Origin of the sequence: Phocaeicola acetigenes, assembly GCF_027529745.1 — a bacterium.
Classification (GTDB): domain Bacteria; phylum Bacteroidota; class Bacteroidia; order Bacteroidales; family Bacteroidaceae; genus Phocaeicola; species Phocaeicola acetigenes.
This window is the reverse complement of record NZ_JAPZVM010000004.1, coordinates 47905-68727: the sequence shown is the minus strand read 5'-3', so window position 1 is coordinate 68727 and position 20823 is coordinate 47905. Positions and strand designations below refer to the sequence as shown.

Genomic DNA, 20823 nt, shown 5'->3' with positions numbered 1-20823 from the left:
GTTTTCAAGTTTGAAAGCGAAGAGAATGTTAAACAAGTGTTGATTATTGTCTTCGCTTTCATCAATTAAAGAATACAATTATGAAAGTTTCAAAATATTTATTGTCTGTGTCATTGCTTCTTGCCGGCATGTTTGGCTTTCACTCATGCGACGATGAGACTTATGATGTGACAGGTAATCCTAATAATTTGGTTTATTTTAACCAGAAAAGTTCGGATGGAAAATCTAACTTTTATTCTTTTAATGTTGATTGGACTTCTGTAGGAGCTGTAGGGGACGAAGTGACTTTAAAAGTTCCAGTAAAAACAACTCGTCCGGCTGATGGAGGATTGGTCGTATATGCGGGAGTGAATAATGCTTTGGTAGATACATACAATCAGCAGAATGGTACTGCTTACTCGGCATTACCAGCCAATACAGTTCAGTTTGTTAAACAATCTGTAACTGTTCCTGCAGGTGCAATGGAGTCGGCAGATTCTATAGAATTTACTATTCCGGCAGAAAACTATATTCCATTGACAGAACGTCTTTATTTATTGCCAGTGGTTATTTCTTCTGTTGAAGGAAATGGTTCACCTTCTGTACAGGCCGGTACCCTTTGGGCTTCTATCAGTTTGAGTTTACCTGGAGATAAGAAGACAGATGCTTCCATCAGTGATTTGGCTTTCTGGGGTACTTATAAGATGAATACTCAGGAATTCCCGTCTGTTTATTCATTTACAATTAATACAGAAAGTGCTGTGCAGCAGGATGAAACAGTTGTACTGGAAAAAGATATGGATCTTGTAGCAACTTATAATGAACGCTTTGGTACATCGTATACTCCGCTGCCTGATAACGCAGATATTTCGGTAGAAGGGCTTGAAGCAACAATTGAAGTGGCTAAGAAGGTCTCAACTCCAGTTACGGTTACTTTGAATTCTTTGGATAATTTGGTAGAAGGTACTACTTACATGATGCCTATTACCATGAAAGAACTGTCTGTTGGATTAAATGAAAAAGATGGATATAATACTGTATTTGTGATTGTAGATTATAAAAAGGCTGGAAGTGAAGGAGAATATGTTCCAGACGATCCTTCTGGTAAATTTGCAGCATTGGATATCACAAACTCTAATATGTATGCAAACTTCTATTTTGACAGCTATCTACAGAAACGTTTGAGTAGCTTTACTTATGAAATAAAGATAAAGGCTAACTCTTTACCTAATGGACATATTTCTCGTTTCTTTGCCTTTAACGGAACTGATAATACAATTATGATGCGTTTTGGCGAAGGCGGTACCGGAAATAAATTACAATGTGTATTAGGTGGTAACGCTGGTAATCATTTTGCTAATAAGATGTTCTCGACCAATACATGGTATATGTTGACATTGGTATACGATGGAAGCAAGTTTACCTTCTATGTAGATGGTGAAAAAGATTTTGAATCATCTTGTACAGGTTATTCTACAAATTTCCAAGGTGTTGAAATTGGTATGTCGTGGGCTGGATATCGTGAAGACCAGAAGTTTGACGGTAGCATAGCAGAAACTCGTGTATGGAACCGTGCTTTAGCTGAAGCTGAAGTAAAAGAGGGTATAGGTACAGTGGATCCGGAATCACCGGGATTGATGGCTTATTGGAAGATGAATGAAGGTGATGGTTACATTTTCTATGATGCAACAGGTAATGGTTATAACATTGACTGGTCGAATACTTGGCGTTGTATTACAGAATCTGAACCAAATCCGGGTACTCAGTTGACTGATACACATACTTATGTTCAGTGGGATAAGAGCGAAGATAATGTAATCGCAAAATAAAGTTGCTTAGAGACATGAGGACATACTTTTGACTGTCCTCATGTCTTTACAAAAAACAATATCAAAGGTAGATAAGAAGTGTTTATCAGATAATAAAAACGGATGAATTCCTTATAAAATAATAGTTATATAGTTTGGAGTGTAATTTATGAGAACATTATATCTGACTTTTTTATTCGCTTGTTTTATGACAGCTTTATCTGCTCAAGAACCTACTTTTTCTGAAAGTCTGAAATTCCAGGAACGTTCTTTCGATTTTGGAAAGATAAAAGAGAAAGATGGTCTTGTTTCTCATGAATTTACATTTCAGAATGTAGATAAAAAGCCAGTTGCAATCAGTGGTATGTCCAGCGGATGCGGTTGTGTAAAGTTTGAATACCCTAAATATCCTATTAAACCGGGAGCAAGCGATAAGGTGAAGGTTTATTTTAATCCGGCCTATCGTCCTGGTTTCTTCAGCAAAGAAGTAGTGGTGATGACAAACGATAATAAAAACTATACCCGTATCTGGGTAAAGGGAACCGTAGAGCCCTATGAACATCCTGTTTCGGAGCGTTATCCTTATGAGTATGGAGAAGGACTTTGGATGAACTTTGAAATAATGGCTTTTGGTTATATGAATGAAGGGGATAAAAAGAAAATGGATTTGAAGTTTGCCAACGATACAGATAAAGAGATGAAGCTTTTCTTTATAATCATTGATGGCAATACTGATGTGACGTTTACAAGTCCATATACCATGAAACCCAAGGAAGAAAAGACAATGCAGGTTACCTATAGTTATTCGGGAAAGTTCCCTCGTGTGACCAATGTCTATCCGGTAGTGAACGGAAAGACATTGGATAAACCGCTCAAGGTGATGTGCAGTAAACCGTAAGAATTTACGATATAAAATAGGTTGTATTTTTGGGTTTATAGGTATATATCGCATAGATAAGAAGATTGTTGTTTTTTGAGTTCAGGTTGATGCTCCCGGGAATAGATGAAAATCTGTTTCCTCGGGAGTTTTTTTATTGGATTTAGTAAATCTATTGGGGGAATAAGAAGAGAAGGTCTGTGAGTATAGTTTTCTGTGAAAAAATGTATAGTATTCCGTATAAATCTTTATCTTTGAAAATCTAAGTTGATAATCGATGATTTTTGGGGGTTCTTCCGTACTTGAAGAAAGTAGGTTTATAAGAAAAGTTGTAGAGATAAGATGAAAAAATCCAACCGGTATCATATTTAGACAAGAACTGTTAACCTTTTTATTAAATACATATAAATATTATGAAACACGTAAACAGATTTTATCTTCTTTTGGTGCTTATCGTACAGATTTGTTTTTCTTCATGTAAGGAAAATGAAGATGTACCTGCCTCTAATGATTGTGAACTTTTGTCGTTCTCCGTTGCCGGTAATCTTAATGGACTGGAAAAGAATTTGAATTTTACTTATGATGGAGAAACCAAGACTTTCTCGTCTATGTATCTGAAATGGATTGATAGAGACGAACCTGAAATGATGATACCGAACTTTGAAACCAATGGCGCAAAGGTTTTGGTGAATGGAAATGAAGTGGTATCCGGAAAAACAAAATTGTCTTTTGCCGATGATTTTATAATGACTGTGGTTGCGGAGAGTGGAATAAAAAATGAGTATAAAATTTCTTTAAACTGTCCGCAAATAAATAGAGAACTTGCTGTGCTTCACTTTAAACCGGAGGTAGAGATTACCAGTAAGGATGATTATGTAGATACAGAAATCCAACTTTACGACAAGACACCGGGATCTACAGGAGAAGGATGGTGGAATAGCGATGAGCAGGGAACCGTTGAAATGAGAGGTAGAGGAAATTCTACCTGGATATTGCCCAAAAAGCCGTTCCGTATCAAGTTTCCTAAAAAGTTCAGCCCAATCGGATTGAATCATGCTAAAGAGAAAAGCTGGACATTGTTGGCACAGGACATGGATAAGTCTTTGATCAGAACACATATTGCCTTCGAATATTCCAAGATTCTTTATAATCCGTCTGAATCTTATCACCATGAAAAGGCGGTACTGTTTACTCCGGCATCAAAATACGTGAATGTGTATATCACCGGATATTATACCGATGCATCTACCGGTGTTAGATCTTATAAAGACGGGGAATATCTTGGTGTGTATCAGATGAGCGATCAGGTGGAACAGGCTCCGGGCCGTATTGAGGTAGAGGATCTGGAAGCTTCGGACGGTGCTGATCCTACTAAAATAACCGGTGGGTATGTGATAGAAACAGATTTGCATGAGGGAACTCATTATTCTGCTCTGAAAAGAATAAAGATGAGCTATAAGTATCCGAAGGATGATGATTGTGATCCGGCGCAGTATGAGTATATCACCAAATTCATCAACGAAGCAGAAAGGGTATTGTATAGTGAAAATTTTAAAGATCCTGTAAATGGCTGGAGAAAATATTTCGATGAAAAGACACTTGCCGATTTTATAATCATAAAAGAGTTTGTAGGCGATCTTGACGGATATACCAGTACATATATGTATAAGCGCAGAGGGGTGGATAAATTGTTTTTCGGTCCGATATGGGATTGTGACAAAGGATGGGATAATGACAAGCGTGTACCTCATCCGGAACATGCTCCTTTGGAGAGTCTGATGATTTATGCCGGCTTCTGGATGCCTGAATATGTAAATTATGATTGGTTCCAAAGATTATGGGAAGATGAAACGCTCCGACAGTTTGTCGCAGACAGATGGGCTTCCAAGAAGGCTGAACTTCAGGCTGTAACCGAAAAGGTACTTGAAGAAACTCCGGTGAAAATGGGTAAGGCAATAGAAGCTAATTTTGAGGTATGGCCTTTCTACTATCAGTTTAGTGACGAGGCTAAAATGCCGGCAGAAACGTATACCAAAGAGCTTGAAAGAATTAAGGAACTTTCGGAAAAGAGAGCTGCTCTTTTGGATAAACTGTTGAAGTAATATGAGTTGGATGTAAAAATTGAAACTAATTTATTAAAAGAAAAAACTGAATAGTGTACGAGATATTGTAATCTATTCAGTTTTTTCTTTAAGTATACTATGAATTGTCATCTGATTTTATAGATGTTTTTGTTAAAAAATTTTTTTTACAAAATTTATCGAGGTTTTCAATGGAATTATGTATAGATTTGTGAAAAGTAAATGAGTAAATTTAAATGATAATGTTATGAAAGTGAAATTCTATTTATCTGTGTTAATCTTGTTTTTTGTATCGGTTTTCTCTTTTGCTGGTGAACCTTTGGAATATGAAATCAAAGGAGCTGGTACAGGTATGCAAGGTACATATTTGGTGAAGGTGTATGTAGTATCTAAAAAAAATAAACCTGATTTGGATTTGCTGAAAAAGTGCGCGGTTCATGGAGTTTTATTTAAAGGATTCTCTGATACAGATTCAAGAGTAAAGCAAAAACCGTTGGCGGGAAGTATATTGACAGAACAACAACATTCAGATTTCTTTGAACCTTTTTTTGAAGACAATAAAGCATACTTAAATTATGCAGATTTGGTAACCTCTCAGTATGAGGTTGTTAAGCTTGCAAAAAAGCAATATAAAATAGGTGCTGTATTATCTGTTTCTAAAGAACAATTGCGGAAAGATTTGGAACAGGCAGGGGTTATAAAAAGCCTTGGTGCTGGTTTTTAATTAACAATATAAATGTGATGAATATGAAAACGAAATTTTGTTTGATTCTCTGTTCTTTTCTATTTGCTATGGGAATGAACTCATGTAAGTCGTATTCAACAAAAGCTTTTTATACATTTGAAACAGAATGTATGGATAATGCACTGGATGGTAGTGTTGTGGTACGTGCTTGGGGGCAGGGGTCTTCTCGTTCTGAAGCAATGGAACAGGCCAAAAAGAATGCATTACGTGATGTTATTTTTAAAGGTCTTAAAAAAGGACAATGTAATTTTAAGCCTTTGTTGTTTGAGGTAAATGCACAGGAAAAATATGAAAACTATTTTAATCACTTTTTTGGTAGTGGAGAATATACGCAATTCCTGAAAATGGATGTAACCAAAATGGGTTCTGGAGTAAAAGCTAAAAGCCAGACTCGGGATTCGTATGCGGTGGTTGTACGTATATTGAGAGCAGATTTAGAGAAAAAATTGATTGCTGATAATATATTAAAGAAATAAATATGAAGAAGATTGTTTTATTATTGTTTTTTCTTGCAGTGATAGCTCAAACAGCATTTGCTCAAGTAAAAAAGCCTACGTTAATGGTGATACCGGCAGATGCCTGGTGTATGAATAATGATTATATGACGACTTATAGTGCACAGGGAATAACAATGAATGTGCCTGACTATAAATTAGCCTTGCAAAATGATATAGATTTATTGAATGTCATTACAAAAATAGGAGAGTTAATGGCAGAAAGAGGATTTCCTTTGAAGGACTTATCCTCTACGATCCGTAGTTTGGAGCAGTCTTCTGCTGAGAATGAAATGTTGATGAGTGCTACTTCAGGAGCATCTTTGGCAGAAACACCTTATGAAAAACTGATGAGTCGTGCCAAGGCTGATATTTTGATAGAATTGGTATGGAAAATTAATACAGTAGGCCCGAAACGTTCGGTTACGTATACTTTACGAGGTTTAGATGCCTATACCAATAAGCAGATTGCTGCTGCTACCGGAACAGGAGCACCTTCGATATCAGCAGAAACACCTGTCCTTTTGGAAGAGGCCGTGTTAAGTAATATGGATAACTTTGCATCTCAACTTCAGATGTATTTTGATGACTTACAGACTAACGGCCGTGAAGTTTCTGTGGAAATCCTTACTTTTGATAATGGCAGTGGGGTGAATCTTGAATCGGAATTCGATGGCGAAATGCTTACAGATATTATTGATACATGGATGTATAATCATACTGTAGAGCATCGTTACAGCGTATCGGATGCTACGGAAAACAGAATGTTATTGGAACAGGTGCGTATTCCTCTTTTCCGGGAAAATGGAATGCCGATGGATACGCGAAATTTTGTGAATAATCTGAGACGTGACTTACGTAAGGCTCCATATAATATAGAGTGTAAGTTGCTTACAAAAGGGTTAGGTAAGGCTGTTTTGGTACTTGGAGAAAAATAATTATAGAAAAAAGAATGCTTATGAAAAGAGCTATTTTATCAATGATATTGTTGTGTATCGGACTTTACTCTTATGCACAGGATTGTGATATACATTTGATGGCTATTTCTGTAGATCAGAAGGATAATACTCCTGAGTCTGCGAATGAATATTTGTACAATCGGTTATGTACAGCGGTAAGTCATGATGGTATCAGTGCTTCTGGACAGTATGCTCAGTTTTTCGTTGCAGCTAAAGGGCTTGTTTTGTATGAGCAGGTGGTTCCGGGAGCTCCGGCTCAAACAGCACTTACATTATCTTTGAATTTGTATATTGGAGACTATTGGGGAGAAAAGGTCTTTGCACGTACTTCTTTTGAAATACGTGGGGTAGGAGAGAGCCGTGAACGTGCTTATCTGAATGCTTATCGCTCCCTAAATAAAAATAATGCTCGTTTGGTAAGTTTTTTGGAAGAAGGAAAGAAGCATATTTTAAATTATTATGATACAGAATATCGTAATATCCAGAAAGAAGCGAAAAGAGCTGCACAACTTCGTGATTATCCTAAGGCTTTATTCTTGTTGACCTCTGTACCAATGTGTTGTAAGGGATATGAAGCAGTATCCGAAGATCTGATACAGATTTATCATGAATATATTAATTATAATTGCGACCGTTTGTTGATGGAAGCTCGTACTGCTTGGGCTACTTATCCAGACCTTCATGGGGCGGAATTGGTTGCGGAGATATTGAACCAGTTAGAGCCTGATGCGGCATGTTATGATGAAGCAATGGAGCTCTATAAGGAGGTAAAGGCAAAAATGAAAGATGACTGGAATTATGAATTCCGTAAAAAATATGAAGACAAGATCGCTCTTCGCAAGCAGATTATAGAAGCGGCTCGTGCAGTGGGAGTTGCCTATGGAAATGGACAACAACCTCAAACAACAAATATTATGTGGTTGAAATAAGATAGTGTAATATGAAGGTAAATTTTAGTTTCTTGTTTATTCTGAGTTCTGTGTGTATGTGCTTGAATTTGCAGGCTCAGAATTTGCGTCCTCAAGCTGACAAGAAGGGACGATTCGGTTATGTAGATGAGGCGGGAAATAAAGTTATCTCTTATAAATATGCGGAGGCATATCCTTTTGAAGAAGGGCTTGCCAAGGTAAAAAAAGGAGATAAATATGGCTTTATAGATGTAAAAGGAAATTCTGTAGGTAAAATTAAATATAGCCTTATTCTTCCGTTTACAGGTTCTTATTGTAGAGTTGCTGTGGGTGGTTCCTATAAAAATGGCATTTTACAAGGAGAAAAATGGGGCATTTTGAATAAAAAAGGAGAAGAAGTGCTGAAGCCTGAATATGATGAAATCGGAGAGTTTGATCAGGGAATTACTTATATTCTTAAAGGTAAGCAATATGGTCTGATAAACGAACAGATGGATATTTTGTTGGAGCCTAAATATGTGGCTGTTGGAATGCCGGACCGATTTGGTAATATTTGGTTTGCTTCTTCTGGAAAAATTAATAAGAAGAGTGGAAAGATTGAGGGGGCTAAATATGGTCTGCTTAATAAAGAGGGGAAAGTCATTATCCCTGCAAAATATGCTTATATAGGTTATTTTTATAAGTATAAAGTTGTTGGGAATCCAGATGTAACGGATTATGATGCTTCTACTTCTTCTTTTTATAATAAATATTCGTTGGAAAAACCTTTAACTCGTTTATTTGATACTCAGAATTACTTGCGTGCTGCACTTTATAATGTTGAAAGTCAGGAAAAAGAAGACTCTATACGTCTGGGATTCAATAATATGGAGATTTTGACAGATTCGACTTTCTTCCTTTTCGGCAAAAATACCTTAAAAATGGGTGTTATGGATATTCATGGGGATGTAGTGGTTCCTGAAGGGCGTTATAATACTGTCAGCTGTCCATCTGACGGCATTGCAAAAGTGGGGAAAATACGTCGGAAGAAACTACATTATGGGTATTATAATATTCAAACCGGTTTCTTAAAAGAATTTGCAGAAAATGAATTCTTATATTCCTATACAGATGGTGTGGGAAAAGTGTTGAATACCGATTCAAACTCAGTATATTTTGTGGATAAATCTGGAAACAAAATTACCGAAGTTTTTGGTTGGGCTATGAATTTCGATAAAGGGTTATGCATCGTTCAAGATGCTTCTAGTAAAAAATGGGGTATTATTGATAATAAAGGAACAGAGGTTGTCCCGATGAAATATGATGCAGTAAAACCTCATTTTACTGAGGACTTGTTGGGCGTATGTCAGTCTGGAAAGTGGGGAGTGATAGACCGGAGCGGAAAATTGGTGATTTCGCAGAAATATAGTGGAATTACTGATTTCAGATATGGATGGGCTGGTGTATCTGTTTCTGGAAAATGGGGAATGATAGACAAGACAGGCAAAGTAGTGGTGGATATAGAATGGGATGACATGAAGCTGATAACCGAAGCTGAACCTATACTGATATGGGGAAAGAAAGGTGAATTGTGGTATTGTTTTGACCGAGTAAAGAAAACACTGGCTTTCACAACAGGATATAATGATGCCTATAATTTTAAGAATGATATGGCTATCGTAAATCTGGGCGGTAAATATGGTGCTGTTGGGCGAAAGGGTGATGTGATTGTGCCTTGTGTGATGGCTACCTCATCTCGTTTGAATCATGCTTTGGATTATATGAATTATCTGGGTAAGAATAAGTTGAATGAGACAGATGCTTTCCGTTTGAATATATATGAAGATCCACTTGTTAATTCATATAAGATAACAGATAAAATACCAGATGAAAAATGGGACTATTAATTTGATTTTAATCTTTATTTTATGAAAAAAATAGTTTTATTAGCGATGCTGGCATGGGGATCTATGGTGTCTTATGCACAAACAGATTCTCTTACAATGGAATATCGCCGTAGCTCTTTATATAGTTTGCTGATTAATCATGATGATCAAAAATTTGCCAAAGAAATTTCGGATGTCTTTCTTCAGATTCCCACTCCGGATAAATACAATAATCATAATTTGTCCGTTCGAGTGGTATCTATGAGTACAAAACTGAAAGATACTGAGGTTGTAAATGATTTTATTGAGAAAAATCAGATTGCTTCCCGTTTGGTATCTCGTTGGTTCAACAGAGATCCCTTTACAGGTGTTTGCGATGTTGAGCTGGTAAAAAAACGCGGATTGTATGATGCAAATGAATTTGATAGAGAGTTAGCTGCACGCTCGAAAAGAGGGGTAGCTATGCTTGAAGATGCCGGTGAAGAATTAATTGGTAATACTTTTTTGGTCGTAAATGATATCCGTTATATAGACAGAGAAGAAACGGGTAAAGCTATAGGAATGGGTCTCAGAGCATTAGGAATGCTTGCTGATGCATATATGGGTACTGATAATTTTACCGATATAGGAAATTCGATGGGGGATATGATGGAAACTTTAAAAGGCTTTAAGGTAAATGTCAATACACACCTATTCCAATTGGTTTGGGATGAGGAGACTTCTATGGCATTTTATACTAAGTATTATACTTCTACTCCCGATAAAGCTAAAAAAATAGCATTCGATGAAAATAGAGGTAAATTCCGCCTGAAGTATATTGGCAGTCAGAAAAGTAGTGGAAAGAACGTTTCGTTTATCGGTGTTAATTTGGATGAGCCTGAACAGATGATCCGTAAAGCATGTCAGCGTGCTATTGATGAGAATATAGCTTCGTTGCAGAAGAATTTTGAAGCATTCAAGGTAAAGACTCCTTTGGTTAGTGTAGAGCCTCTTTGTGCTGATATCGGTATGAAAGAGGGGATTAATGAAGATTCCCGTTTTGAAGTTTTGGAAGTGGTGATGAAGGATAATAAGATTGAGTACAAGAAAGTAGGAGAGATTAAACCGGTACCTGGGATGATTCGTGATAATCGTTATATGGCATCGGAGGAAGGTGCGGCTGGTTCGGAGTTGAAATATACTACATTTAAGAAAATAAGCGGTCATGATTTTTATCCTGGTATGTTGATTCGTGAATTAAAATAGAAAGGAGATTGATATGAAGCAAATTATTGTTTTGTTATTGATGTGCTGTTCTGTGTTGTCTGTAAATGCACAGAAATGGTTCTATGATGACGGAGGCTCTGATATGAAGAGAAATCAATTGGGAATTGATTTGAGCGTTGGAAAAATGGCAGATGTTGATGGTAAAGTCGGTTTTACTGGAGGTGTCCGTTATCAGTATAATGTGCATCGTTATGTTGGAATTGATCTGATTGGAGTAAACTATGTAGGACAAACTGTAAATAATGAAGGTCTTGGTCCGAGTATTTTACAGGGATTGATTGGACTTCGTGCAAAAACGCCTTATTTTTATGAAGATTTTGCCGGATATTTGGGAGTGAGAATGGGATATGGTCATGACTTTTGGTTAGAAGAGGGAGGTTTGGCCATGGAGGTGAATGTAGGTATGCATATCTCTGAACATTTATTGGCTGGTTACGTTTTTAATATGCAGAAGGTGAATTTAGGAGATGGATTTTCCGGAAAATACAAGTTTCATGGTTTTAGAATGGGATTTGTTTTCTAAGGAAGATAATCATATTTAAAAAATAGATTCCACACTTTTGGTAATATAAATTATTGTATTGTCAAAAGTGTGGAATCTGTTTTTTTATAGTTTGGCCAGAAAATCTTCCGCCTGTACCAATGTTTCCGGTTTTCCGATATCTATCAGATGGAGGTGTTCGCTCAGGTATCCTCCAATGCGTGTATTCCGGCATGCTTGCAGGTAGAAATCCATGATGGAGAATTTACCTTGCCATCCTTGCTGCATATAGGGAAAGAGAGAAGGGGAGAATACATGGATTCCGCTGAAGGCATATTCATGGTGTTTGTCTGGATTCACTGTAAATCCTTCGGGTTTGGTTTGCCCTGTACTCTTGTTTACCCATCCGCAAAGATTTTTGTTCTCGTCGAAAAGCAGGTAGCGTGTAGTTTGTCGGCGACTGGCAAGCAGGGTAGCCTGGTTGCCGCTGTGAAGATGATATTCGTACAATGCTTTCAGATCGGTATCCGAAAGGATATCTACATTGTGTACCAGGAAGGGTTCTTCTCCGGTAAAGAAAGAAGAAGCCTTTAAAATTCCTCCCCCCGTATCTAGCAGGCAGTCGCGTTCGTCGCTGAGGTGAATAGTGAGGCCGAAATTCTGGTTTGCCTGCAGGAAATCGATAATCTGTTCTCCAAAATGGTGGATGTTGATGACTATTTCCGTACATCCCGATGCTTTTAGCTTTAAAATGACGTGCTCCAGCATCGGTTTGCCTGCTACCGGCACCAAGGCTTTGGGCATGTGGTCGGTCAGGGGTTTGAGCCGGCTTCCAAGTCCGGCTGCGAAAATCATGGCTTTCATTATGGGCGGGGTTCTAAAAGTTGTCTAATTTGTTGTTCACGGTGAATCAGTTCAATTCGTATTCCGAATTTCCGGTGCAGGTGTTCGGCCACGTGTTGGGCAGAATATACCGACCGATGTTGTCCGCCTGTGCATCCAAAGCAGATGCTGAGGTGGGTGAAGCCTCGCTCCAGATAGCGATGAACATGCTGGTCGACCAATGCATCGACATGCTGCAGGAAGGTGGTGATTTCTCCGTCTTCTTCCAGAAAACGGATTACCGGTTCATCCAGTCCTGTAAGCGACTTGTATTGCTCGTATCTGCCCGGATTGTGAACGGCACGGCAGTCGAATACATATCCTCCTCCGTTTCCACTCGGATCTTCGGGGATGCCTTTACGGTAAGAAAAGCTCATGACACGTACCGTAAGTTTCTGTTTATTCCGTTCGTAAGCAAACTGTTTGAGTTCGGTGAGATTCTTCAGTATTTCGCACAAGTATGGATACTCCTCGAAGCCTTCGGAAAGCAGTTGGCGGAGGTTTTCGATGGCATAAGGAATGCTTTGCAGAAAGTGAGGCTTCTGTTCGAAGTATCCTCTGAATCCGTAAGCTCCCAATACTTGCAAAGTGCGGAAGAGTACAAACTGGCGCAATTCGGCAAGGAAGTTTTCTTTTTCGATGCTTATATAGTTTTGCAACGTATGGAAATACTCTGTAATCAGTTCCTGGCGTAGTTCTTTCGGATATCTGGCTTTTGCCTGCCATAGGAAAGAGGCCACATCGTAGTAGAAAGGTCCTTTTCTTCCTCCCTGGAAATCGATAAAATAAGGCTGTCCGTCTTTTATCATTACATTGCGGCTTTGGAAGTCGCGGTACATGAAAGTAGAATATTCCTGTTTCAGGAGACGGTCGGCCAGGCGTTCGAAATCATCTTCAAGACGGTTTTCCTGAAAATCCACTTGTGTGGCTTTCAGAAAGCAGTATTTAAAGTAGTTTAAATCCCATAGCACACTGCGGCGGTTGAATTCCGGTTGCGGATAGCAAATGCTGAAATCCATGTCCTGTGCTCCTTCAAACTGAAAACGGGGAAGCAGGTGAATGGTCTGTTTCAGTAGTTCTCTCTCTTCTGCTCCGAAGTTTCCGCTTTCTCTGCCTTGTGCAATTACATCGAACAGCAATGTATTTCCCAAATCGTCTTGGAGGTAGCAGTTTTCGTCTTCCGATACGGCATAAACACGAGGGACTGGAAGTCCTTTTTCTGCGAAATGGTGCGACATATAAAGAAAGGCATGGTTCTCTTCTACAGAAGTACCACATACTCCGATAAGGGTAGGATTACCCAGCAAGCGGAAATATTGGCGGTTGGAACCTGCTCCGGCCAGTGGTTCAATGCAATCCGGTTTATGTCCGGTATGTTGTAGATATAAATTTTCCAATAATGCGTAGTTCATGTGTATTTTTCTTTTTGACACAAAGATAGCGAAAGACGAGCGCAGTGCCAAAGCAAAAGGCTTGCTTTTGTACTCAGGTAATGCCGAGCCGCCTCCTGTCTTCTGAAAAAGATAGTGATTGCATATTTTCCTTTCGATTCGGGGCAATGATGCAGGTAGATTAAGGTTTCTCTACCTGCAAGGCTTGGCGGTTGACAGTGATACGTGCTATCCCCAGATCGTTCAGGGCGGTGACGACTTCGTGGAGCGAAACCTTACGCGGAAAGCGGAAATGAATGCGACGTTTGAGGAATGGGTCTGATTGTGCTATGATGCTGACGTTGTACCACGTACCGATATGCTTCATGACTTCTTCCAATGTCATATTGTTGTAATCGAAAAGTCCTTCGGTCCAACTACCTGCCTGTTTTAGGTCTACATTCGTTACTTTCAGGTGTTTATTTTCTTCCAAAACAGCCTGTTGTCCGGGATGAATATCAAGCTGTTTGTGTTTATGTCCGATACGAACACGGCCCTCGTAGAGAATAACTTGAGCATGGCTTCCGGGATATGCGTTCACGTCAAAAACGGTACCTAGTACTTCGGTATGCATTTCTCCAGACTGTACCGAGAAAGGACGGTCCGCATCGTGTGCTACTTCGAAGCGTGCCTCACCACTCAGACGGACTTTACGCGGCAGATGCATGGCAAAAGTACGAGGGTACTTCAAACGGGAATTGGCTCCCAATACGATTCGTGTGCCGTCGGAAAGTCGGACTTCGGTTGTCTGTTCCGGTGGTGTAGAAAGAATCAAGGAATCTCCCGCCTCGACAATCGTTGTTTCGGAGGGCACATCAAGGGCAGCGTAAAGTTCAATAGAGTGGGCATTGATTTGTTTCCAGACGAAAGGCAGACTCAATGCAATGAGGCAAAGCACAGCTGCTGCTATGCTTGTCCACATGTATCGGTTGTTCTGACGTCGCTGATGACGCTGCTGGAATTGTTTCCAAGCCTTTTCGGTCTCTTCTTCCGAAGGCTGCTCACCTGCTGCTTCACCCAATAGCTGAAGCAGACGGAGGTCTTCATCATTATACATGTTTTTTTCTTCGTCGTTCATTGTTTCTCTTATTTCTTGCCCAAAACTTCACGTAAGGTGCGTAATGCTTTGGAAATATGTTTTTTGACTGTGTCCGGACTGATACCCAGCTGTTCAGCTGTTTCCCGGTAGGTATTTTGTTCGAAATAGCAAAGGCGTACAATTGTCCGTGTAGGCTCGCCCAGGGCTTCCACTACGGATTCAGCCTGGCGAAGCTGATATTCATGTTCCCAGTATTGGGTCTGCAGGTCGAACACCGTTGCTTCCCGAATACCTTCGGCATGATCGGTTTTTACTTGCCGGTGCTTGAGGCGGTTGATTGCCAGATGGCGGACTGTGGTAAAAAGCCATGATGTACGCTGTGTTTCGGCCAATGTATCCCACCGTTTCCACGCTTGTTCCATGGCTTCTTCCACCACATCTTTTGCTTCTTCTGGGTCATTTAAAAGTTGTGTGGCATGCCGCACTAAAGGCGGATATTGTTGCCGGAACAGGCTCTCGAAGGCCGTTGTCTTATTGTCGGTATTCTTTTTCCAAATCATTCACATCTATTTTCTGACTGGCTGCAAAGGTAAAATTTTGAAGTTGTAATTCGTACACTTGTAGCCTATAATCTCTCCTTCTCGCTTTGTCCGGCACCAGAGCCTTTGTACTTATTCTTGGTTGCATTGAACTTATAACTGATACGCACTCCGATTCGCTGGCTGTCGGCGTAACTGTCTTCTTGTATGAATGTACGGTCGCCATACATATCGAAACGTTTTCCCAGGCGTGTGCGGAAAATGTCATATCCTACTATAGATACTTGCAGGTTTTGGTCGGAACAGAATGTTTTGGAGATACGTAAATCTACATAACCATTCCGTTTGAAAATGGCATAACTCTGCTTTGCCCGTGTACTGATACTTCCGGTAAGATTGATGAACCAACCTTGTGGCAACAGAAAACTATTGTCAAGCCGGAAACTGAACAGAGGTTCGCTCCAAAGTTGTTCAATGCCTAATGAACGTGCATTGGAGTGAAACCAAAAGATATCGGTGCTGATGTTAGGTTGCCAAAAACCGATTTTTGGGGTAGCGGAGATTGCTCCTCCATATGCATAGGTGTGGGGAATACTGGCCTTTGTCATGAGGGATACTCCGGGATGATTGACATCGTCGTACGGTTTTAAGTAGGAGGTATACATATCTAATGTATGGTCGTAATATAAATCGAGATTAATCCATTTCCAACCGGCATTCAAGGAAAATCCCCGATGTATCTGTGGAACAAGATTCGGATTTCCGTTGCTGTATTGGTATTTGTTGATATAAGAAACAGCACTCGATAACATGCTATAACCTGGGCTTAATTTTAGTAGCTTGAAGCTTAGACCGGCATTCCAGTCTCCTTTTTGATAGAAGACAGAAGCCATAGGCAGGAAATGATGGTAATGAGGGCTTTGTGTCGGTTGCAAAATGCCAGCCTCGTAGTAATGTGTCTTCTGATATTCATATCGTAATCCGGCCTGCAGGCTGAATGCACCCAGTTCCAGTACATAATCAGCGAAGACAGAAGCGATGTCCTGACGGATGTGGTCGTCGGCATTCGCAGAGAACCCATTTTGTTCGAAACGATCCCAACGGTCGGTCCATATTTCTTCCGTACCAAAAGACAGATTTCCTTTCCATAAAGTTGTTGTAGCGATTAGCTTGGTAGCATACAGCCGGTTTTTGATTTGATTGGTTGAGGCTGCATCATTTTCTCCGTTGTTGCAGACAAGTTGCCTGTTTCGATGCCTGCCTTGGTAGAAATCAGCATTAAAGTCGATATTCCATTTCCCGAAAGTTCCGGTATAATAGGCATTGATCGAATGTTCCAACCCCTTTTTACCGGTATTTTGTGCCTCCGTTTCCAGTTGATCTACTAATACTCCGTCCCGATACATTTCGGTTGAGCTGATGAAGGAGTTCCGGTATTCTCCGATGTGTTGTTCGGGTGCATACCTTACGCCTAAAGATTGGTGTTCATCCGGTTCGTAATTTAATCCGATTTCCCCATTGAAATAATTCTCGCGTCCGGTCGACATTTGATTCGAGTGGCTTTCCCAGGCAGAAGAAGCTTGCATTTGTGTAATCGCTTGTTGAGTACTGTACGCGCCTGATTCCCGAAAATAAGTATTGGCAAAGATGTCAAGTCCGCCGGTCCGGTAATTCACGGTAATACCTTCGTTTCCTTTTCCTGCATGCCCTTGGCTGTAATCAGCATAAAAACTACCGCTGAGTCCTTGTCCCCGCTGCCGGATGGTCCGGATTCGGATGACTGCCTTGACGGCTGATGCATAACGTGCTCCTGGTGTGGTAATGATTTCTGCCGAAAGAATTTCGTTTGCCTGTAAGCGCGACAGTTCGGAATTATCACGTACTTTTCTTCCATTGATATAAATCTCCGGTATACCTCGTCCGATTACTGAAAAATTTCCGTCAGATTCTGTCACGAAGGGCAGATGTCCGAGCATGTCTGCTGCCGACCCCATTAGCGAAAACGGCGTATCTTTGATATGAGTCAGATAAGCTCCGTTTTTCTTTTCTACAAGCGGGCGGGTAGCGGTTATGGTAATTTCTTTGAGTTGATATTCTTGAGGTTCCATGTATAGAAGATTTTCAGCCTTACAAGGAGCCGTTATGGTTTGATAGCCCACATACGTTACCCGCAGTACGTAGTGATCGGTATACGGGTTCGGCAGAAGAAATGTTCCATCGTTTTCTGTTACACAGCCGTTTACAAAGGTAGAATCGCTTGCTTGCAAGACCAATACATTGGCATACGGAATGGGTATCCCTTGTTCATTGACAACTTTTCCACGGATATGCTCTACTTTCTGTTTTTTATTTGTACGTTGTATTACGAAATAATCTTGTCGTTCCAGGTAAGTGAAAGGTTTGCCAGTCAGAACCAATCGGATGGCTTCTGCCAATGTCTGCTTTTGGATATGCGCTGTAACCCGATAAGTCTCTACCTCATCATTGACAAATAAAATGTTTTTTCCTCCTTCACGTTCCAATTGTTGCAAGGCTTTTGACAGTGGCACTTCATTCAGTTCCAAATCAATCAATCGTTTTTCCTGTGCCTGTAAAAGCGGAATCCATGATAAAAAGAGTACTATGCAAAAGATACTCCGTATCCATTTGTGTATTTTAAGTTGTTTCATACTTTCTCGTGTCGGTTGTTTTACTTAAGTTAGGTCGTGCATGCTTGACTTTCTATATATATGACAACCGAGAGGAAGAATCGGGTACGGGTTTGCGTGATTATTTTTTAATATTCATCCGGTTTTTCTGAATCCGGTAAAAAAGATTTGTTCTTTTTGGGAGAAATATATATAACAAAAAAAGTCTGAACATCACTGTTCAGACTTCGTAGCCCGTGGGGGAATCGAACCCCCCTTTCAAGAATGAAAATCTTGCGTCCTAACCGATAGACGAACGGGCCATCCTTTTGTTGCACCTGTAAAGGTCGCTTATGTTTTGGTAGCCCGTGGGGGAATCGAACCCCCCTTTCAAGAATGAAAATCTTGCGTCCTAACCGATAGACGAACGGGCCATCCTTTTGTTGTGTCGAGCGTGTTTCTCAATCACGGGTGCAAAGGTACGGATTATTTTTAAATCTGCAAGCGTTTGGGAGAAAAAATATCGATAAAAAGCAAAAAAAAGTGCATTTTACCCCTAAATGTGGCTTTTAAGAGGGTAAAATGCACTCTATACTTTACTTTTCTTGAGAAAAAAGTCGGTGAAGATTATTTATTCTGCACTATCTTCTCCCAAACTTTTGGCGATATCCTGATCGGTCAGTGTATAGTTTACCAGGTTACCGGATAAATATTGGTCGTATGCAGTCATATCTATCAGTCCGTGTCCCGACAAGTTGAATAGAATGACTTTCTCTTCTCCTGTTTCCTTACACTGGTTTGCTTCGCGGATAGCAGCTGCAATGGCATGACATGATTCCGGTGCCGGAATGATACCTTCGGCACGTGCAAACAGACAGCCTGCTTCGAAGGTTTCCAATTGTGGAATGTCGACTGCTTCCATCAATTTATCTTTCAATAATTGCGAAACGATGACACCAGCTCCATGATAGCGCAAGCCACCGGCGTGAATATTGGCTGGGGCAAAATTATGTCCTAACGTAAACATAGGCAGAAGAGGTGTGTATCCGGCTTCGTCGCCGAAGTCATAGCGGAATTTTCCTCGTGTCAGTTTCGGGCAGGATGCCGGCTCTGCTGCTACATAGCGTGTCTGTTTTCCTTCAAGTATGGTATGGCGCATGAATGGGAAACAGATACCGCCGAAGTTCGAGCCACCTCCAAAACAGCCTATAATTACATCCGGATATTCGCCTGCCATTTCCATCTGTTTTTCAGCTTCCAGACCAATGATAGTCTGATGCAGGGTAACGTGGCTCAGTACCGAACCTAAAGTATATTTACAGTTGGGTGTGGTACGTGCCAGTTCGATGGCCTCGGAAATAGCTGTACCCAGTGAACCCTGATGATTGGGATACTTGGTAAGGATGTCCTTTCCGGCGCGGGTAGACATGGAAGGCGACGGAGTAACCTGTGCACCGAATGTCTGCATAATGCTGCGGCGGTACGGTTTCTGCTCGTAGCTGATTTTTACCTGATATACGGCAGCTTCCAGTCCGAAGACTTTGGCAGCATACGAAAGCGCTGCTCCCCACTGTCCGGCTCCGGTTTCTGTTGTAATGTTGCTCACACCTTCCTGTTTGCAATAATAAGCCTGAGCCAGGGCTGAGTTGAGCTTATGAGAACCGATGGGACTTACACTTTCATTCTTGAAATAAATATGTGCCGGTGTACCCAATGCTTTTTCCAGTCCGTAAGCACGTACCAGTGGAGTACTGCGATAATACTTATACATTTCGCGTACTTCTTCGGGTATTTCAATCCATGCATCGGTCTGGTTCAATTCCTGATGACAGAGTTCTTTTGCAAATATAGGGTAGAGATCTTCTGGTTTCAGAGGTTCTTTGGTAGCAGGATTCAGAGGCGGCATGGGTTTGTTTTTCATGTCTGCCTGAATATTGTACCAGTATTTGGGAATTTCGTTTTCCGGTAAAATGAATCTTTTCTGTTTATCACTCATATTAGCTTACATTTTTGATTAATTCGCCAAATGTAAGTAAAAATATGTTCTTATACAACGCTTTTTTCTTTTTCGAGGAAAACTTCTTCTTGTTGCGGGGGAGTGAGTGAATGAAGTTTTCTGGAAGATTTTATTGCTTCACAAAAACGTGACTTGTATCGAAGGCTTACGATACAAGTCACGATGGCCGATGATACAAGTATCGTTACCTGTCGATACAAGTCACGTTTTTTAAGAGAATAGGTCACATGTTTTTTTCTTTATTTGTAAACAATTTTGTATTGTTTCTGGTTATTTTTGTAGCAGACAGAATAAAACACTGGTCTTAAAAAGTAGTAATTATGGAAAAATTGGAAGATTATCGTTCGTATCAACAGAATTATTCCGAATCTAAGCTGTGGAATAAGATCTCTTCGGTAGCTCATAAAGCGGGTGCAAAAGTAGTCTATGCCGTACTATTATTATATTATGTAGCCACCGGTAAAGATGTATCCTGGGCAGACAAGGCCAAAATATACGGTGTGTTGGGCTATTTTATTCTTCCGCTGGATGTGGTACCCGATTTGGCTCCACTCGTAGGGTATACTGATGACCTGACTGCTTTGCTATGGGTATTGCATACTGTATGGTCTAATGTGACTCCGGAAGTAAAGAGCAAGGCCCGGGCAAGGCTTTCCAAATGGTTTGGAGAGCTGAGTGAGGAAGAGCTAAAACTCTTTTAGCACAAAGCCTTGACGAGTCCTGTTTTTGATATAGGTAAAGGAAAATGGATAAATGGATAAAACAAAAGGATATTTCTTTGTTTTATTCTGTTTTTCGATAACTTTGCGTTGCTTTGACTAAAAGT

General features: G+C 40.2%; 17 protein-coding genes and 2 tRNA genes. 11 read left to right on the top strand and 8 right to left on the bottom strand.

The window, feature by feature from the left end; genetic code table 11:
- Nucleotides 1-80: 80 nt before the first annotated feature.
- From O6P32_RS06695 to O6P32_RS06650, 10 genes are all read left to right on the top strand, one after another.
- Nucleotides 81-1808: a DUF1735 and LamG domain-containing protein gene (locus O6P32_RS06695; protein ID WP_269877597.1), complete on the top strand. Its 1728-nt coding sequence runs from the start codon at nucleotides 81-83 to the stop codon at nucleotides 1806-1808.
- A 148-nt stretch (nucleotides 1809-1956) separates the two neighbouring features.
- Nucleotides 1957-2685, top strand: a complete 729-nt coding sequence (locus O6P32_RS06690) for a DUF1573 domain-containing protein (RefSeq protein WP_269877595.1) — start codon at nucleotides 1957-1959, stop codon at nucleotides 2683-2685.
- A gap of 392 nt (nucleotides 2686-3077) precedes the next feature.
- Entirely contained in the window at nucleotides 3078-4766 is a 1689-nt protein-coding gene (locus O6P32_RS06685; RefSeq protein WP_269877593.1) for a CotH kinase family protein, read from the top strand.
- A 226-nt stretch (nucleotides 4767-4992) separates the two neighbouring features.
- A complete protein-coding gene (locus O6P32_RS06680) occupies nucleotides 4993-5469 on the top strand; it encodes a hypothetical protein (RefSeq protein WP_178265487.1) in 477 nt (158 codons plus the stop codon).
- 23 nt (nucleotides 5470-5492) lie between these two features.
- Nucleotides 5493-5966, top strand: coding sequence for a hypothetical protein (locus O6P32_RS06675; RefSeq protein ID WP_269877591.1), 474 nt, complete (start codon nucleotides 5493-5495; stop codon nucleotides 5964-5966).
- Between the two features lie 2 nt (nucleotides 5967-5968).
- Nucleotides 5969-6922 carry a DUF6175 family protein gene (locus tag O6P32_RS06670; RefSeq protein ID WP_178265485.1) on the top strand — a complete coding sequence of 318 codons (954 nt, stop codon included), beginning with the start codon at nucleotides 5969-5971 and terminating at the stop codon, nucleotides 6920-6922.
- 20 nt (nucleotides 6923-6942) lie between these two features.
- On the top strand, nucleotides 6943-7872 hold the full coding sequence (locus O6P32_RS06665) for a hypothetical protein (RefSeq protein WP_269877588.1): 930 nt from the start codon (nucleotides 6943-6945) through the stop codon (nucleotides 7870-7872).
- A gap of 11 nt (nucleotides 7873-7883) precedes the next feature.
- Nucleotides 7884-9737 (top strand): WG repeat-containing protein, encoded by a 1854-nt coding sequence (locus O6P32_RS06660; protein WP_269877587.1) that lies wholly within the window; start codon nucleotides 7884-7886, stop codon nucleotides 9735-9737.
- Nucleotides 9738-9758: 21 nt separating this feature from the next.
- The gene (locus tag O6P32_RS06655; RefSeq protein WP_269877586.1) at nucleotides 9759-10961 is read left to right on the top strand and encodes a hypothetical protein; all 1203 of its coding nucleotides are present in this window, start codon (nucleotides 9759-9761) and stop codon (nucleotides 10959-10961) included.
- A 13-nt stretch (nucleotides 10962-10974) separates the two neighbouring features.
- Entirely contained in the window at nucleotides 10975-11505 is a 531-nt protein-coding gene (locus O6P32_RS06650; RefSeq protein WP_178265481.1) for a hypothetical protein, read from the top strand.
- A gap of 84 nt (nucleotides 11506-11589) precedes the next feature.
- Here O6P32_RS06650 and O6P32_RS06645 read toward each other — a convergent pair whose 3' ends face one another.
- From O6P32_RS06645 to O6P32_RS06610, 8 genes are all read right to left on the bottom strand, one after another.
- A complete protein-coding gene (locus O6P32_RS06645; protein ID WP_269877584.1) occupies nucleotides 11590-12327 on the bottom strand; it encodes a nucleotidyltransferase family protein in 738 nt (245 codons plus the stop codon).
- On the bottom strand, nucleotides 12327-13757 hold the full coding sequence (locus tag O6P32_RS06640; protein WP_269877582.1) for a RapZ C-terminal domain-containing protein: 1431 nt from the start codon (nucleotides 13755-13757) through the stop codon (nucleotides 12327-12329). The genes O6P32_RS06645 and O6P32_RS06640 overlap by 1 nt, the downstream gene beginning before the upstream one ends.
- 160 nt (nucleotides 13758-13917) lie before the next feature.
- Nucleotides 13918-14853 carry a FecR family protein gene (locus tag O6P32_RS06635; RefSeq protein ID WP_269877580.1) on the bottom strand — a complete coding sequence of 312 codons (936 nt, stop codon included), beginning with the start codon at nucleotides 14851-14853 and terminating at the stop codon, nucleotides 13918-13920.
- Nucleotides 14854-14861: 8 nt separating this feature from the next.
- On the bottom strand, nucleotides 14862-15374 hold the full coding sequence (locus tag O6P32_RS06630) for an RNA polymerase sigma-70 factor (RefSeq protein WP_269877579.1): 513 nt from the start codon (nucleotides 15372-15374) through the stop codon (nucleotides 14862-14864).
- A 65-nt stretch (nucleotides 15375-15439) separates the two neighbouring features.
- Nucleotides 15440-18022 (bottom strand): outer membrane beta-barrel family protein, encoded by a 2583-nt coding sequence (locus tag O6P32_RS06625; RefSeq protein WP_269877578.1) that lies wholly within the window; start codon nucleotides 18020-18022, stop codon nucleotides 15440-15442.
- Nucleotides 18023-18231: 209 nt separating this feature from the next.
- Nucleotides 18232-18303: transfer RNA gene (locus O6P32_RS06620), tRNA-Glu, on the bottom strand.
- 36 nt (nucleotides 18304-18339) lie between these two features.
- A tRNA-Glu gene (locus O6P32_RS06615) sits at nucleotides 18340-18414 on the bottom strand.
- Between the two features lie 197 nt (nucleotides 18415-18611).
- The gene (locus tag O6P32_RS06610; protein WP_178266630.1) at nucleotides 18612-19976 is read right to left on the bottom strand and encodes a TrpB-like pyridoxal phosphate-dependent enzyme; all 1365 of its coding nucleotides are present in this window, start codon (nucleotides 19974-19976) and stop codon (nucleotides 18612-18614) included.
- A 341-nt stretch (nucleotides 19977-20317) separates the two neighbouring features.
- Here O6P32_RS06610 and O6P32_RS06605 point away from each other — a divergent pair, with 341 nt between their 5' ends.
- Nucleotides 20318-20698, top strand: a complete 381-nt coding sequence (locus O6P32_RS06605; protein ID WP_178266629.1) for a YkvA family protein — start codon at nucleotides 20318-20320, stop codon at nucleotides 20696-20698.
- Nucleotides 20699-20823: the final 125 nt, after the last annotated feature.